This is a genomic window from Microbacterium sp. GCS4 (genome assembly GCF_001262495.1).
In the GTDB taxonomy this organism is placed as follows: domain Bacteria; phylum Actinomycetota; class Actinomycetes; order Actinomycetales; family Microbacteriaceae; genus Microbacterium.
In genome coordinates, this window is record NZ_LGYE01000002.1 from 464,987 (window position 1) to 479,850 (window position 14,864).

A 14,864-nucleotide genomic window follows, 5' to 3' on the forward strand; every position below is an offset into this window, starting at 1 on the left:
GATGTCGGAGGCACCCCCTACCCTCGGACCCATGGAACGCACCCCGGCGAAGACGGCCTTCGCGAACGTTCTCGTCAACACGCTGATCGCCAACGTGACGACGAGCTTCCTGTGGTTCGCGCTCACGTTCTGGGTCTACATCGAGACGCAGTCGGTGCTCGCGACGGGCATCATCGGCGGCGCGTACATGCTGTTCATCGCCTTCTTCGCGATGATCTTCGGCACGATCGTCGATCGTCATCGCAAGCACACCGTCATGCTGCTGTCGAGCGTCGTCTCGGCTGTGGCGTTCCTCCTCGCCGGCACCCTCTACGTCTGGCAGCCGGAGTCGGCGATCCTCGACCTGGGTGGCCCGTGGTTCTGGGCGTTCTCGATCCTCATCCTGTTCGGCGGCGTGATCGAGCAGATGCGCAACATCGCGCTGTCGACGACCGTGACGCTGCTCGTGCCGGAAGAGCGGCGGGCGAACGCCAACGGACTCGTCGGCACCGTGCAGGGACTCGCGTTCCTCGTGACGAGCGTGTTCTCCGGGCTGTCGATCGGCTTCCTCGGCATGGGCTGGACCCTGGGCATCGCGATCGTGGCGATGGTGCTGACCTTCGTGCACCTGCTGTTCATCCGGATCCCGGAGGGCACTCCGACGCCCGACCCCGAATCTTCGAGCGCGCTCGACTTCCGGGGCAGCGTCACGGCCATCCGCCTCGCGCCCGGACTCTTCGCGCTGATCATCTTCTCGACGTTCAACAACCTCATCGGCGGCGTCTACATGGCGCTCATGGACCCCTACGGGCTCACGCTGTTCGACGCGCAGACCTGGGGCTTCGCGCTGGCCTTCGCCTCCACCGGGTTCCTGATCGGCGGCGGCCTCGTAGCCAAGTTCGGTCTCGGCAAGAAACCCATGCGCACGCTGCTGCTCGTCGTCATCGCGATGGGGCTGCTCGGGTCCGTGTTCATGCTGCGCGAGTGGTGGCCGCTGTACGTGGTCGGGATGTGGATCTATATGGCGCTCGTGCCTCCCGCCGAGGCGGCAGAGCAGACCGTGATCCAGAAGGTCGTGCGCTTCGAGCGGCAGGGGCGCGTGTTCGGCGTCGCCGCCGCGATGGAGGCCGCGGCCGCGCCGATCACGGCCTTCCTCATCGCGCCGATCGCGGAGTTCGCGGTGATCCCGTACATGGAGTCGAGTGCCGGACGGCAGCAGTGGGGCTGGCTGCTCGGAGAGGGGGATGCACGCGGCATCGCACTGATCTGCCTGTTCGCGGGTCTCGTGATGGTGGTCGTCGGAACGCTCGCGTTCTTCACGAAGTCCTACCGCAAGCTCACCGACCTCTACGCGCACGCGCCGGAGCAGGAGCTGCCCGGTGAAGGCACCGACGCGGGGGGAGTCGAGAACCCGGATGCCATCGACGGTGCGGACTCCAGCGTCAGTCGTCGAGCAGGCGGACCTGATCGTTGAGCGTGGCGGCGTCCTCATCCCACAGCGCCGAGATGCGCGGCGCGAGCGACGACGGGTCCAGGGCCTTCGCGCGGAAGATCACGGATGCCGCGCGCAGCGGCTCTCCGGCATCCCGTGCCGCCTTCGCATACCCCTGGGCCACGGCCCGCGCCCACGCCTCGCTCGCGGCCTTGACCGCGGCGTAGTTCGCCCCGCCGGCGAGCGGACGCCCGACCGCGGTCGACGACACGATCGCGAAGCGCCCGGCCTCCGCCGAACGCAGCAGCGGGTCGAAGGCGCGACTCGTCGCCCGCACGGCCTCGAACGCGGGCAGGAGTGCCGCGAAGTCCTCGTCCGACTGCCCCGCGAGCCCGCCGCCACCGCGCCACCCGCCGACCAAGGGGACCACGGCGTCGACCGTGTCCAGACGGGCGGCGAGGGCGGTCATGGCATCGAGCGACGTGGCGTCCGCGACCGCAACCTCCGCGCCGAGTTCGCGCAGCGGTGCGAGTCGGTCGGCGGAGCGCCCGGTCGCGACGACGCGCGCGCCCGCGGCGACCAGGGCCGAGGTCAGGGCGATGCCGGACGGGCTCGTGGCCCCGGCCAGGACGATCGTGCGGTGTGCGACGCTCATGTGCTCAACTCTCGCGCATCAGAACGACTTCTGCGGCCACTGCCCCCTGGAGTGGCCGCAGAGATCGCGCCCGGCCGCAGAACGTCGACCGGACTCCCCAGAAACCACGCTCGGATCAGTCGTCCTCGCCGCGGATGCCGACGGTCGACTCGACGACCGGCTTCATCTTCTTGTCGAGGGTCTCGAAGAACATCGACAGCGGGAACTCGTCGTCCATCACGGCATCCGTGTACCCCTTGGGCGCGCCGGCGAGGATCTCGTCCGACAGCCCGCGAGCCCACTGCGAGGCCGGGTGCGGCGTGAGCGTGCCGCGCACGAGCTCGTACGCGGCAAGCCAGTGGGCGACCTTGGGTCGGTCGATCGAGTGCCAGTACAGGTCGTCGATCGCGTCGCCGAGAGCGACGACGGCATCCGGCACGGCGTCCCAGTCGAAGGCGAGGGCGGTGTCGGTCCAGTGCAGCACGCCCCGCTGGTGCAGCCAGGCGAACAGGAGCTGTCCGCCGACCGCGTCGTAGTTGCGCACCCGCGTGCCGGTGATCGCGAAGCGGAAGATCCGGTCGAAGATCACGGCGTACTGCACGAGACCGGCGTGGTCGTGCATTTCGCGCTCTGCGTCGGTGAGCTCCTCGCCGGCATCCATGCGGGCCGCGAGCGCCCGTTCGATCTTCACCGACTCGCGGAACGCGGTCATATCGCAGCGCATCTCCTCGAGCGAGTAGAGGAAGAACGGCATCCGCTGCTTGATCATGAACGGGTCGAACGGCAGGTCGCCGCGCATGTGCGTGCGGTCGTGGATGATGTCCCACATCACGAAGGCGCGCTCCGTGAGGGCCTGGTCGTCGAGCATCGCCGCGGCGCGCTCCGGCAGGTCGAGGTTCGTGATCTCGGCGGCGGCGCGGGTGACCCGGCGGTAGCGGGCGGCCTCGCGGTCCTGGAAGATCGCGCCCCACGTGAACGAAGGAATCTCGCGCATCGCGACGGTCTCGGGGAACAGCACGGCCGAGTTCGTGTCGTAGCCGGGGGTGAAGTCCACGAGGCGCAGCGAGACGAACAGCTTGTTGCCGTAGTCGCCGGCCTCGAGGGCGGCGATGAACTCCGGCCAGATGGTCTCGACGATCAGCGCCTCGACCAGGCGGTCGCTCGAGCCGTTCTGCGTGTACATCGGGAAGACGACGAGGTGACGGATGCCGTCGACGCGGTGCTGCTGCGGCTGGAAGGCCAGCAGCGAGTCGAGGAAATCGGGCACGCCGAAGCCCTCGGAGGCCCAGCGCTCGAAGTCCACGACGGAGGCCGCGAGGTAGTCGGCGTCGTGCGGGAAGGCCGGGGCCAGCGCGCGGATCGACGCCGTGATCGCGGACACGAGGTCACGCGCGGCGGCGTGGTGCGCGGCATCCGGGATCGAGCCGTCCTTGATCTGCATCTCGCGGATCGCGATCGCGGCGTCCTTGAGCTGCGCCCACGCGGCGCTCTGCTCGGCGATCGACGCGTCCTCGACGACCTCGGGTTCGCCGACGATGGCCTGAGAGTTCAGGGTGGGAGTGGACATGGAACCTCCGATCGCGGTAGTTGCAGGAAATATTCCGGTCAATGCGGAATCCTGACGATAATCTTACATCCATGGATGATGCTGTCGACCGATCGATCCTCGCCGCGATCTCCCGTGACGGACGGGCGACCCTCGCCCAGCTGTCCGAGGCCGTCGGCCTGTCCGTCTCCGCCGTGCAGTCCCGGCTTCGTCGCCTCGAGACCCGCGGGGTGATCACCGGCTACCGCGCCGTGCTCGACCCCGAGCAGGTCGGCGCACCGCTGTCGGCATTCATCGAGATCACGCCGCTCGACCCGGCCCAGCCCGACGACGCTCCGGATCGCCTCGAGCACCTCAGCGCGATCGAGGCCTGCCACTCGATCGCGGGTGACGCGAGCTACATGCTGTTCGTGCGCGTCGCGACGCCCCGCGATCTCGAGGAGCTCGTGCGCGACATCCGCCTCGCCGCGAACGTCAACACCCGCACGACCGTGGTGCTGCAGACCTACTACGAGCACCGACCGATCGTCACCGTCGGCGAGGGGTAGTGGCCGCGGGACGCGAAGCGCTACCGTGATCGACGTCCCTCGATGTCAGGAGCATGCATGTCCTTCCAGGCCTACCTCGACAAGGTCGAGACCCAGACCGGTCTCACCCCGCGGCAGTTCATCGAGCTCGCGAAGGAGCAGGGGTTCGACGAGACCACGAAGTCGACTGTCGTGCTGAACTGGCTCAAGCAGGAGTACAGCCTCGGACACGGGCACGCGCAGGCCATGGTGCACGTGATCCTCAAGGGGCCGAAGATCAGCGACAAGCATGTCGGCACGGGCGGCGCGCACGGCGACAAGTCGGACACGCTGTGGCTCGACGGCAAGGACTCCAACCCGAATCCCTGACCGGCCGGGAGAGACGCGGCCAGTAGGATTCCCTGCGTGGCAGCATCCTCCCAGCGCAAGAAGAACACGAAGTCCCGGCGGACCGCGCCGCACGCGAGCGGCAACCCCGCCAAGCGTCCGGTCGTAGAGGCAGGGCCCGTCACGGCACGCGACTGGATCGGCGCCGCGCGCCTGCGCACGCTGCCCCTCGCCGTCGCCCCCGTCGTGATCGGGACGGGCGCTGCTCGGAGCACCGGCCCCGAGTTCCACTGGGTGATCGCGCTCGCCTGCCTCGCGGTCGCGGTGCTGCTGCAGATCGGCGTGAACTTCACGAACGACTACAGCGACGGCATCCGAGGCACTGACGCCGTCCGCGTGGGTCCCGCCCGCCTCACCGCCTCCGGGCGCGTGAAGCCGCGCACCGTGCTGATCATCGGACTCGTGTTCTTCGCGCTCGCTGCCGCGGTGGGCGTCGCGATCATCGTGCGCACCGGCCAGTGGTGGATGCTGGCGGTCGGCGCGGCGTGCATCGTCGCGGCCTGGTTCTACACCGGCGGCAAGCGCCCCTACGGCTACTTCGGACTCGGCGAGGTCTTCGTCTTCGTGTTCTTCGGCCTCGTCGCCACCCTCGGCACGACCTGGGTGCAGGTCTTCGAACTCCCTCAGCAGGCCTGGCTCGGTGCGATCGCCGCCGGTCTGTTCGCCTGCGCCGTGCTGCTCGCGAACAACCTCCGCGACATCGACCAGGATCGCGTCGTCGGCAAGCGCACGCTCACGGTGCTGATCGGCCGGCGCGCCACGCAGGTGCTGTTCACGCTGTTCGTGCTCGCGCCCTTCGGCATCCTCGCGTTCCTCGCGCTGCTGTACCCGATCGGATGGATCGGACTCCTCGCGCTGCTCGCGGGAGGCCCGGCGATCCTCATCGTCTGGACGTACCGAGAGGCCAAGGAGCTCGTGATCGCGCTGGCGCTCACCTCGCTGACCGCGCTGCTCTACGCGGGTGCGCTGTTCTGGGCGTTCGCCGGCTGAGTCCGCAAGGCGGCTATCGGCGTTTCGTCTCGCTGCGCTCGCTCAACGACCGGGGGTGCGCTCGCTCGACGGACCGGGGGTGCGCTCGCTCGACGACCGGGGGTGCGCTCGCTCGACGACCCGGGGGCGGGCTCGCTCGACGACCGGGGGCGGGCTCGCTCGACGACCGGGGGTGCGCTCGCTCGACGACCCGGGGGCGGGCTCGCTCAACGACCGGAGCGGTCGGCGTCGTCCGCGTCGATGGCCGCGTCCTCGGCATCCGCGTCCGCGCGCTCTCCCGCGGAGCGGCTGTCGCGTCGCTCCTGGATCCGCGCGGACGCGTCGGTGAGCGGTGCGCGCAGGAACAGCATCGAGATGCTCACGCCGATCAGCGCGGCGAAGATCGCGGCGAGCCACCAGAACTCCCGGAAGATCGGGAAGAAGAACCAGAGGATCGCGAGCGGGACGAGGAACGCCAGCAGCCGGAGCACGGTGTAGACGAGGAGGGGCGCGGGCTTCTTCACGCTCCCAGTCTACGTTCGCGCGCTGAGCAGCGAGTTGAGCGCCCGGATGCGGACGGCGGCGGTCAGAGCCCCAGCGCGCCGAGCGGGATGCCGCGCACGACGCGCTTCCAGGGGTGCTCGCCCAGAGTCCACAGCAGCCGTGCCTCGGGGTCGAGGGCGAGGTCCTCGCAGCCGACCGGCAGCGGGATGCGGCTCGGTGTCAGAGCATCCCGAGCGCCGGTCCAGAGCGTCCCGGGCCGCAGATGGTCGGACTGCGAGACGAAGTGCCGGTCGCCCCAGCGCACGGCCCCCTGCATGCGGGGGATGCCGGGAGAGAAGCGCTCCCGCTCGACGAACCCGCCGTCGCCCTCGGGCAGGTCGAACTCCGCGATGCGTCCGGTGTCGTCGGGCTTGTACTCGCCGATCAGCACGCGGTCCACCGGCATCCCGTCAGCGTCGATCACGCGTCCGAGGTACGAGCAGCGCAGATCGATCGGATGCACGCGGGTGCGCACCGCGACGAGAGCGCTCACGCGCGGCCCGCGACCCGAGGATCCGGCCACGCGCCGCGCCTCTGCGCCGTGCACACGCCGGATGCGCGACAGGTCGAACTCCCAGATCCCCTTGCCGGTCGCCGCGACGAACAGGCGGTCGTCGAACCAGGCGATCCCACCCGCGTGGATCGGCGCAGGCTGCAGCGCTCCGTCGTCCTCGACGGCGAGCAGCACGTCGAGGTGTCGCGACCGATCCAGGTCGACGAGGGCCACCCGTGAAGCGAGGTGGTGCCCGTCGAGACGCTGCCGGAACCAGCTGACCGCGAGCGTGCGGCGGCCGTGCCACTCGCCCACGTCGACGCCCTGCGGGTACCAGCGACGGGTCCACGACCGCGCGGTCAGCCAGCGCAGGTCGACTGCGGTGCGCCTCTTCTGCCGCACCGGGCGCCACGTGGTTCCGAACGGCCAGAGCATGCCCTCCATCGTGGTCGATCGCGGCGGATCCCGCGAACCCGACGTGCGTGGCGTCTGGCGAGTCACCCCGCGTTCACCTGCCGGTCGCCACTCGGCAAGGAGCGCCTGACACCATGCCGGTACCGTCCACCCCGGGAGACCCGTGCGCACACCCCTCGTCACCGTCATCCTTCCTGCGAAGGACGCCGGCGCCTATATCGGCACGACGCTCGAGACGCTGACCCGCCAGTTCGACGATCCGACGGCGCTGCAGCTCGTCGCGATCGACGACGGCTCCCGCGACGACACCGGCGCGATCATGCGCAGCTACGCGGAGCGGATGCCGCGTGCGACCGTGATCGCGAATCCCCGGCCGCAGGGCCTTGCGACGGCCCGCAATCAGGGGCTCGCACACGTCGAGGGGGAGGCGTTCACGTTCCTCGACGGCGACGACTGGATGCAGCCGCAGCGACTGAGCGTGCTCGCGCGCCGTCTGCGCGACCTCGACTGCGATCTCGTGCGCACCGACCACGTGACGGTCAGAGGGAGCGCCCGAGCGCTGGTGCGGGCGCCGTTCGCCTGGCGCGAGACCGCCGTCTCGCCACGCGAGGCGATCCTGCCGGAGGACGAGCCCACCATGGTCGACTACCCCTTCGCGTGGGCGGGGCTGCTGCACCGTCGCGTGCTCGACCGGGGCCTCGCCGACTTCACCCCGGGGCTGTACACGGCCGAGGATCGCCCGTGGATCTGGCGCCTGCACCTGAACGCCCGCTCGTTCGCGGTGGTCGACGCTCCCGCACTGCTGTATCGGCGGGGGGTCTCGACCTCGCTCACGCAGGTGCGCGACCGACGGCAGCTCGACTTCGTGAGGGCGATGGGTGAGGTGCTCGACATCGTCGACGCGGATGCCGAGGCCGAACGCTTCCTGCCCAAGGCGGTGTGGACCGTGCTGGCGCTGAGCTCCCGGCACCTCGTGCGCGCTCGCCGCATGACGCCGGGGCTCCGCGCGGAGATGCGCTCCGGCATCCGGCAGCTGCTCGGTCGCCTGCCGCAGGCCGAATCGTCCGAGGTGCTGCGCCGCCTCGACGGTCCGCGTCGACGGGTGCTCGCACCGCTGCTGCGCACCGTGGGGCGTGCCGCGTGACCCAGCTCTTCGCGCTGCACAGCGCCTACGGTCTCGCGACGGCCGCCGCCGCGATCGACGGCGGTCTGCTCGGCGCGCACGGCGACCGCCTGCTCGTGCCCTTCGTGTCGGCGCGCGTGCCCGAGACCACGGTCGGCATCGCGGCGGATCCCGCTCTCGCCCCTCTGCGTGCGCGCTTCGACCGGATCGAGGACCTCGATGCGCTGCTCGGGCCGCTGCATCCGAGCGGCTGGAAGCCCGAGCCGGCGGAACTGCCGGTGCTGGAGCGTCTGCTCACCCGCGCGTGGGATCTCGATCCCGACGACCTGGAGCTGCTCGTGCAGAGCCCGCAGGTGGCCCCGGCGCGCACGCTCATGACCCTGTTCCCCCGTGCGCGCCTCACGATCATCGGCGACGGCCTCATGACCTACTCGCCGATGAGGGTGCGGATGCCGCACACGGTGACCGCGCGGATTGGACGCGTCGTGCACGCCGACGTGGTGCCGGGAGTCGCGCCGCTCGTGGGCGCGCCGCGCGCCGAGGCCGTGCCCGTGGCGCCGGAGCTGTTCCGTCGGGCGCTTCTGGATGTGGTCCCGAGCGATCCCGGCGACGCCGCGCCGGGACCCGTCGACGGTCCCACGGTTCTCGTGCTCGGCCAGTACCTCGCGGCACTGGGTCTCCTCACGGCCGCCGAGGAGGTCGCGCTGCAGGTCGACATGATCGACCGCGCCGCGCGGCACGCCCCGCGGCGCATCGTCTTCAAGCCGCACCCTGCCGCCCCGCCGCGAGTGACCGATGCGTTGCGGGAGCGCGCCGTGTTCCACGACATCGAGTTCGTCGAGTACCGGGGGGCGCTGTCGGCCGAACTGCTCGCCGAACGACTCGACGCGCGGATGGTGGTCGCCGGGTTCTCGACCGCTCTGCCGACCGTGCGCGCCCTGTTCGGCCGCGACATCGACGCGGTCGGGACGGATGCCCTGCTGCGGCGTCTCACGCCCTACGAGAACAGCAACCGCATCCCGGCCACGGTCGTCGACGTGCTCACCCGTCGGGATTCCCCGTACCGGGAGCCGGCCCAACTGCAGCTGCTGATCGACGCGGTGGGCTACGCGATGCAGCCCGAGGTCGCCGGTCACCTGCGAGGGCGGGCGGAGCGGCTGCTCGCCGGCATCCGTCCCGCCGACCGGGATCGGTACTTCTCCGCGGAGCGCCTGACCGAGCTGCGCCTGCCGGGAGCCCCGGAGCAGAGCCTCGTGCAGCGGGCGATCCGTCCCGCCGGGGGAATCGGGCGCGTGGAGGAGCTCAAGCTCACGGCGCTCGGAGCGAGGGGGCGGGTGGGGCGCGCGTGGCGTGCTCTGCGTGGGCGTTGATGCTCGTGACGAGAGAAGACGGACGAGGAGACACCGCATGACGACGGTCGCGATCATCCCCGCTCGCGGCGGCTCCAAGGGAGTGCCGCGCAAGAACGTGCAGCGGGTCGGCGGTGTGCCGCTCGTCGAACGGGCCGTGCGCACCGCGCTCGCCGCCGAGGGGGTCGACCTGGTGGCGGTGTCGACCGACGATGCCGAGATCGCCGCGGTCGCGACGGCCGCCGGTGCCGTCGTCATCCGTCGTCCCGCGGAGATCTCGGGCGACACCGCGTCGTCCGAGAGCGCGATCCTGCACGCGATGGACGAGCTCGGCGCGGCTGGCCACGACATCGACGTCGTCGCGTTCCTGCAGGCGACGTCGCCCTTCATCCCCTCCGACGCCCTGGCATCCGCAGTGCGCGAGGTGCGGGAGGACCGCGCCGACAGCGTGTTCTCGGCCTTCGAGACCTACGGGTTCCTCTGGGCGCGTACGGGCGACGACGCAGCCGTCGCACTCAACCACGAGGCAGGACATCGCCCCCGTCGGCAGGACCGCGAGCCGCACTATCTCGAGACCGGGGCGTTCTACGTCTTCGGGGCCGAGGGCTTCCGCGCAGCGCAGCACCGCTTCTTCGGGCGCATCCGCATCGCCGAGGTGCCGGAGTGGACGGCGATCGAGATCGACGACGCGCAGCAGCTGGAGATCGCCCGCGCGCTCGCCGCCCTGCACGAGTTGCCCGCCCGCATCCCCGTGCAGGCCGTCGTGACCGACTTCGACGGCGTGCACACCGACGACACCGCGAGCGTGGACGCCGACGGGGTCGAGCGCGTGCGTGTCAGCCGCGAGGACGGCATGGGTGTCGCGCTGCTGCGACGCTCCGGCATCCCCATGCTCATCCTCTCGACCGAGGTGAACGCGGTCGTGCGCGCGCGGGCCGAGAAGCTCAAGGTGCCGGTGCTGCACGGGATCGACGACAAGGAATCCGCGCTGCGCGGATGGGCGGAGGAGAACGGCCTCGCCCTCGCCGAGATCGCCTACCTCGGCAACGACGTGAACGACCTGCCCGCGATGCGCATCGTGGGCTGGCCGATCGCCGTCGCCGACGCGCACCCGCGCGTGCGCGCCGAGGCGCGTGTCGTGCTCTCTCGTCGCGGCGGTCACGGCGCCGTGCGCGAGCTGATCGAACGGGTGTTGCCGGGCTGACCTGTGCCTGACGGGTGCCGGTAACCGTCCTGTCGCACGCAGTTCACCCTCGGCGCGTACCCAGGGGAGAAGGCCATTTCGACGACCGGAGGAACCATGACTGTCAGCATCGGATCGCGTGTCATCGGAGGCGGCCGTCCCGCCTACGTCATCGCGGAGATCGGCCTCAACCACAACGGCGACGTCGAGATCGCCAAGCGGCTCATCGACGTCGCGGCGAAGGCGGGAGCCGACGCCGTGAAGTTCCAGAAGCGCACTCCCGAGATCTCCACCCCCGAGCACATGCGCGACGTGCAGCGCGAGACGCCCTGGGGCACCATGACCTACTTCGAGTACCGGCACCGCATCGAGTTCGGCCGCGACGAGTACATCGCGATCGGCGACCACGCCACGATGCTCGGACTCGACTGGTTCGCCTCGCCGTGGGATGTGCCGAGCGTCGACTTCCTCGAGGACCTGAACGTCGTCGCGCACAAGGTCGCCTCCGCGAGTCTGACCGACACCGAGCTGCTCCTCGCGCTGCGCGAGACCGGCAAGCCCGTCATCCTGTCGACCGGCATGTCGACCATGGAGCAGATCGATCGTGCGCTCGACACCTTGGGCACGGACCGCGTCGTGCTCATGCACGCGACCTCCACCTACCCCCTGGAACCCGACGAGGCCAACCTGCGCATGATCGCCACGCTGCGCGACCGCTACGCCGGGGTCCCGGTCGGCTACTCGGGCCATGAGCGCGGCCTCCAGATCTCGCTCGCGGCCGTCGCACTCGGCGCGGTCGCCGTCGAACGCCACATCACGCTCGACCGTACGATGTGGGGCTCCGACCACGCGGCATCCCTCGAGCCCACCGGTCTCGAGCACCTCGTGCGCGACATCCGTGTGATCGAGTCCGCGCTGGGCGACGGCGTGAAGCGCGTGTTCGACAGCGAACGCGCCCCCATGGCGAAGCTCCGTCGCGTCACCGCATGAGCATGAGCACGCGGGCGGGGCAGCCGCTGCGGGTCGTGGCGATCGCCGACGCCGACTCGTTCGTGAAGTGGTCGGCGTCTCTGCTCGGCGGTGTGCCCGACATCCGTCCGCACCTGCTGCTCGTGCAGACGCCCCTCACCGCGAGCATCGAGCAGCAGCGCACCGCGCTCGCCGGAACCGGGATGCCGGAATCCGCCGTCACGCGGCTGACCTTCGCCGAGACCGCGGGCTGGCTCGAAGGGCAGAGTCCCGACGTCGTGCTGCTCGCCGGGCGAGGTCCGTTCGTGCGGCTGCTCGGTCGCGTGATCGACCGCCTGTCACGGCGTCCCGTGGTGGTGGCCGGCCTCCCCGGCATGGCGATCCCCGCGCAGCGCGGAGCGCTCGACTACCGTCGGCACGCCGACCTGCTCGTGGTGCACTCGCACCGGGAGGAGCGCGCGTTCGCGGAACTCGGGCGGCGCATCGGGGTGACGCTGCCGACCGCGCTCGCGACGCTGCCGTTCGCGCGACCCCGGTCCCGCATGCTCGCGCCCGACCGGGCCAGGGTGCTCGCGGGCCCGACCGTGCCGGGCGCGAGGGCGACACTGCTCGCCGAGCGTCCCGATCGCGTCGGGGACGCGGAGCCACGAGCCGTGCGCGCACCCGCGACCGACATCGTGTTCGCAGCTCAGGCACTCGTGCCGACGGGCCGGGAGGAGCGGGCCGAGATCGCTGCGACACTCGTGCGCGCAGCCGAGGCGGATTCGCAACGGCGCGTCGTGGTCAAGCTGCGCTCACGACCCGGGGAATCGGAGACGCACCTCGAACGCGACCCGTACCTCGAACTGCTGCCCGCACGGCGTCCGGAGAACCTCGTCGTCTCTTACGACTCGATGGCGCAGGCGCTGTCCACCGCCGCGGGCCTCGTGACCGTGAGCTCCACCGCCGCGGTCGAGGCCGTGGCGCTCGGCGTCCCCGTGATCGCGCTGGACTCCTTCGGCGTGAGCAAGGGGCTCCTGAACACGGTGTTCGTCGGCAGCGGTCTGCTCGGGGGACGCAGCGAGGTCGTGGCCGGCCGGTTCCGGCATCCGCACCCCGACTGGCTGCGCGACAACTACTTCCACCCGGCGGGGGAGTCGACGTGGTGGAACCGGGTGGAGGAGCTCGTGGCGCTGCGGCGCACGGGCGCCCTGCCCGCACGAACCGTCCCCGCACCGCGCGGCGGATCGATGCATGAGGCCTGGCACCGCGCGAGCGTGCTCGGGAGGGAGGATCGCTCCGTGCGCGGCACGGCTGCTCTCGCGCTCGGCGTGCCCGCGACCGCGGCGATCTCCCGGCTGCGGCGCGGCCGGACGTCCGCCGAGGGCGGCACCTGGGCCGACGCCTCGACGGACTTCACGCTCGAGCCGAACCCGTTCCACGACTCGATCCGGCGCTGAGCAGAGGGGTCGTGCCGGCGTCAGCTGCTGCGGCGGATGGCCCGCACGCCGACCACGAGACCGACGACCGCGACCGCGAGGGCGGCGACCCAGCCCCACAGCACCGTGATGTCGCCCAGGTCGCCGGCGAACAGCGCGCGCTCGGCCTGCACGACCCAGTTCACGGGATTCACGGTGGCGACCGCGCGCATCCACGCCGGGCCGTCATCGAGCGGCAGCAGCATCCCCGAGAGGATCAGCAGCGGGAAGATGAGCGACTGCTGCACGCCCCAGAACAACCACTCGCGGTCCTTCGTGGCCAGGGCGAGCGAGTACGACAGAGCCCCCAACCCCACGCCGAAGACCGCGAGCAGCGCGAGGCCGATCAGCAGCCCCGGCACATGGATCGCGAACCCGAACGGCCACGCGATGAGCACGATCACCAGGGCCTGCACGACGATCGGCGCGATCTCCTTCAGGGCGCGCCCGATGAGCAGCGACGAGCGCGCCAGCGGTGCCACGAGGGTGCGCTCGTGCGAGCCGGTCATCATCTCGTACTGGAGGTTCGATCCGGTCGCCCCCGTGCCGAACAGCACGATCATGACGAGCACGCCGGGCACGAACCAGGCGAGGGTCTCACCCGCCGGCTGCCCCGACCCGCCCACGAGCAGCGGCGCGAAGAGTCCGAGGAACACGAGCGGCTGCAGCAGGCTGAAGATCAGCGTGAACGGATCCCTCAGCACGGGCTTCAGCTCACGCGTGAGCACGTTGCGGGTGTCGCGGGCGAGGTTCGGCCGCACGAGGGTGTCGGTGGTGATGCTCATGAGAGGGCTCCTGTCTTGTCGGATTCGGTGGCGTCGGAGGGATCGGATGCCGAGGAGTCCCCTTCGCCCGCTTCGCGCAGCGTGCGCCCGGTGAGGGCGAGGAACACGTCGTCCAGCGTGGGCGGCACACCGGTCGCCCGACGCACGAGGATGCCCGCGGCGTCGAGCTCCCGCACGATCCGCGGCAGCAGGCGATCGCCGTCGGGTGCTGCGAGACTCACCGCGTCCTCGTCGAGCGTCACCTCGGTCGCGGCGAGCCGGGCGATCACGGGGCGCGCGGCCGCGCCATCCGCCTCGGTCGCGAAGCCGAACGTCAGCACGTCTCCGGCGAGGGTGGCCTTGAGCGACGCCGCGTCGTCGTCGGCGATGATGCGCCCCTTGTCCATGACCATGACCCGTTCGGCGTAGCGATCGGCCTCCTCCAGGTAGTGGGTGGTGAGGAAGACGGTCGTCCCGTGCTGCGTGCGCAGATCCAGGATGTGCTCCCAGAGGTTCGCCCGGCTCTGCGGGTCGAGACCCGTGGAGGGCTCGTCGAAGAAGATGAGCGGCGGCGCGTGCATGAGCCCGAGAGCGATGTCGAGGCGGCGCTTCTGACCGCCGCTGAGCTGCTGCACCGTGCGGGTCGCGAACGACCCGAGGTCGAGCGAGCCGATCAGCTCGTCGGCACGGCGGATGCTGTCGCGTCGCGACATGCCGTAGAAGGCGCCCTGACTGAGAAGCTCGTCACGCACGCGCTGCGAGAAGCTGCCGCTGGTGAGCTGGCCGACGTAGCCGATCCGGGCGCGCACGCCCGCGGCATCCGAGCGGATGTCGTGGCCGACGACCCGGGCGGTCCCCGCGGTCGGCGGGATCAGGGTGGTCAGCATCCGCAGACTCGTCGACTTGCCCGCGCCATTGGGCCCGAGGAACGCGACGAGCTCGCCGCGCTCCGCGGTGAAGGAGAGATCGGTCACAGCCTCGACCGATGACTTCTTGACGGTGAAGACCTTGCTCAGGCCCTCGGTTTCGATGATGGGTTCGTTCGCCATGCCTCGACGGTAAGAGGCAACCAGGACACATCCTGTCCGCGATGCG

Annotated in this window: 15 protein-coding genes; 9 read left to right on the plus strand and 6 right to left on the minus strand. The window is 70.7% G+C overall.

Translation table 11 applies throughout. The annotated features are described in order from the left end of the window. The first annotated feature begins 31 nt into the window (after positions 1-31). Positions 32-1,453, plus strand: coding sequence for an MFS transporter (locus AKH00_RS09410; protein ID WP_082297538.1), 1,422 nt, complete (start codon positions 32-34; stop codon positions 1,451-1,453). Here the strand turns inward: AKH00_RS09410 and AKH00_RS09415 are convergent. Further along, positions 1,422-2,066: an SDR family NAD(P)-dependent oxidoreductase gene (locus AKH00_RS09415; protein WP_050722455.1), complete on the minus strand. Its 645-nt coding sequence runs from the start codon at positions 2,064-2,066 to the stop codon at positions 1,422-1,424. The genes AKH00_RS09410 and AKH00_RS09415 overlap by 32 nt on opposite strands. 115 nt (positions 2,067-2,181) lie before the next feature. Further along, positions 2,182-3,612: a DUF6421 family protein gene (locus AKH00_RS09420; RefSeq protein ID WP_050722456.1), complete on the minus strand. Its 1,431-nt coding sequence runs from the start codon at positions 3,610-3,612 to the stop codon at positions 2,182-2,184. A 71-nt stretch (positions 3,613-3,683) separates the two neighbouring features. On the opposite strand from AKH00_RS09420, the gene AKH00_RS09425 reads away from it, so the two are divergent. From AKH00_RS09425 to AKH00_RS09435, 3 genes are read left to right on the plus strand one after another with little or no spacing between them, the layout of a single operon-like run. Continuing rightward, positions 3,684-4,139 carry an Lrp/AsnC family transcriptional regulator gene (locus tag AKH00_RS09425; protein WP_050722457.1) on the plus strand — a complete coding sequence of 152 codons (456 nt, stop codon included), beginning with the start codon at positions 3,684-3,686 and terminating at the stop codon, positions 4,137-4,139. A gap of 57 nt (positions 4,140-4,196) precedes the next feature. Further along, positions 4,197-4,487, plus strand: a complete 291-nt coding sequence (locus AKH00_RS09430; RefSeq protein WP_050722458.1) for a DUF4287 domain-containing protein — start codon at positions 4,197-4,199, stop codon at positions 4,485-4,487. A gap of 36 nt (positions 4,488-4,523) precedes the next feature. After that, a complete protein-coding gene (locus tag AKH00_RS09435) occupies positions 4,524-5,495 on the plus strand; it encodes a 1,4-dihydroxy-2-naphthoate polyprenyltransferase (protein WP_050722459.1) in 972 nt (323 codons plus the stop codon). Positions 5,496-5,701: 206 nt separating this feature from the next. Here AKH00_RS09435 and AKH00_RS09440 read toward each other — a convergent pair whose 3' ends face one another. Together AKH00_RS09440 and AKH00_RS09445 are read right to left on the minus strand one after the other, a co-directional pair. Continuing rightward, positions 5,702-5,998 carry a DUF4229 domain-containing protein gene (locus tag AKH00_RS09440; protein ID WP_050722460.1) on the minus strand — a complete coding sequence of 99 codons (297 nt, stop codon included), beginning with the start codon at positions 5,996-5,998 and terminating at the stop codon, positions 5,702-5,704. Between the two features lie 62 nt (positions 5,999-6,060). After that, positions 6,061-6,945, minus strand: a complete 885-nt coding sequence (locus tag AKH00_RS09445; RefSeq protein WP_152926150.1) for a hypothetical protein — start codon at positions 6,943-6,945, stop codon at positions 6,061-6,063. Positions 6,946-7,087: 142 nt separating this feature from the next. Between AKH00_RS09445 and AKH00_RS09450 the strand changes: the two genes are divergently transcribed. The 5 genes from AKH00_RS09450 (at position 7,088) to AKH00_RS09470 (ending at position 12,987) form a co-directional block, all read left to right on the plus strand. Continuing rightward, positions 7,088-8,068, plus strand: coding sequence for a glycosyltransferase family 2 protein (locus AKH00_RS09450; protein WP_050722462.1), 981 nt, complete (start codon positions 7,088-7,090; stop codon positions 8,066-8,068). After that, complete coding sequence (locus AKH00_RS09455) at positions 8,065-9,417, plus strand: polysialyltransferase family glycosyltransferase (protein ID WP_050722463.1); 1,353 nt, start codon at positions 8,065-8,067, stop codon at positions 9,415-9,417. Before AKH00_RS09450 ends, AKH00_RS09455 begins: the two co-directional genes overlap by 4 nt. A gap of 37 nt (positions 9,418-9,454) precedes the next feature. Next, positions 9,455-10,600: an acylneuraminate cytidylyltransferase gene (locus tag AKH00_RS09460; protein ID WP_050722464.1), complete on the plus strand. Its 1,146-nt coding sequence runs from the start codon at positions 9,455-9,457 to the stop codon at positions 10,598-10,600. Positions 10,601-10,696: 96 nt separating this feature from the next. Continuing rightward, positions 10,697-11,569, plus strand: a complete 873-nt coding sequence (locus AKH00_RS09465) for an N-acetylneuraminate synthase family protein (RefSeq protein WP_050722465.1) — start codon at positions 10,697-10,699, stop codon at positions 11,567-11,569. Continuing rightward, positions 11,566-12,987 carry a DUF6716 putative glycosyltransferase gene (locus tag AKH00_RS09470; protein ID WP_152926151.1) on the plus strand — a complete coding sequence of 474 codons (1,422 nt, stop codon included), beginning with the start codon at positions 11,566-11,568 and terminating at the stop codon, positions 12,985-12,987. Before AKH00_RS09465 ends, AKH00_RS09470 begins: the two co-directional genes overlap by 4 nt. 20 nt (positions 12,988-13,007) lie before the next feature. On the opposite strand, the gene AKH00_RS09475 is transcribed toward AKH00_RS09470, so the two are convergent. Continuing rightward, positions 13,008-13,790 (minus strand): ABC transporter permease, encoded by a 783-nt coding sequence (locus AKH00_RS09475; protein ID WP_050722467.1) that lies wholly within the window; start codon positions 13,788-13,790, stop codon positions 13,008-13,010. Then, positions 13,787-14,818, minus strand: coding sequence for an ATP-binding cassette domain-containing protein (locus AKH00_RS09480; protein WP_050722468.1), 1,032 nt, complete (start codon positions 14,816-14,818; stop codon positions 13,787-13,789). Before AKH00_RS09480 ends, AKH00_RS09475 begins: the two co-directional genes overlap by 4 nt. Positions 14,819-14,864: the final 46 nt, after the last annotated feature.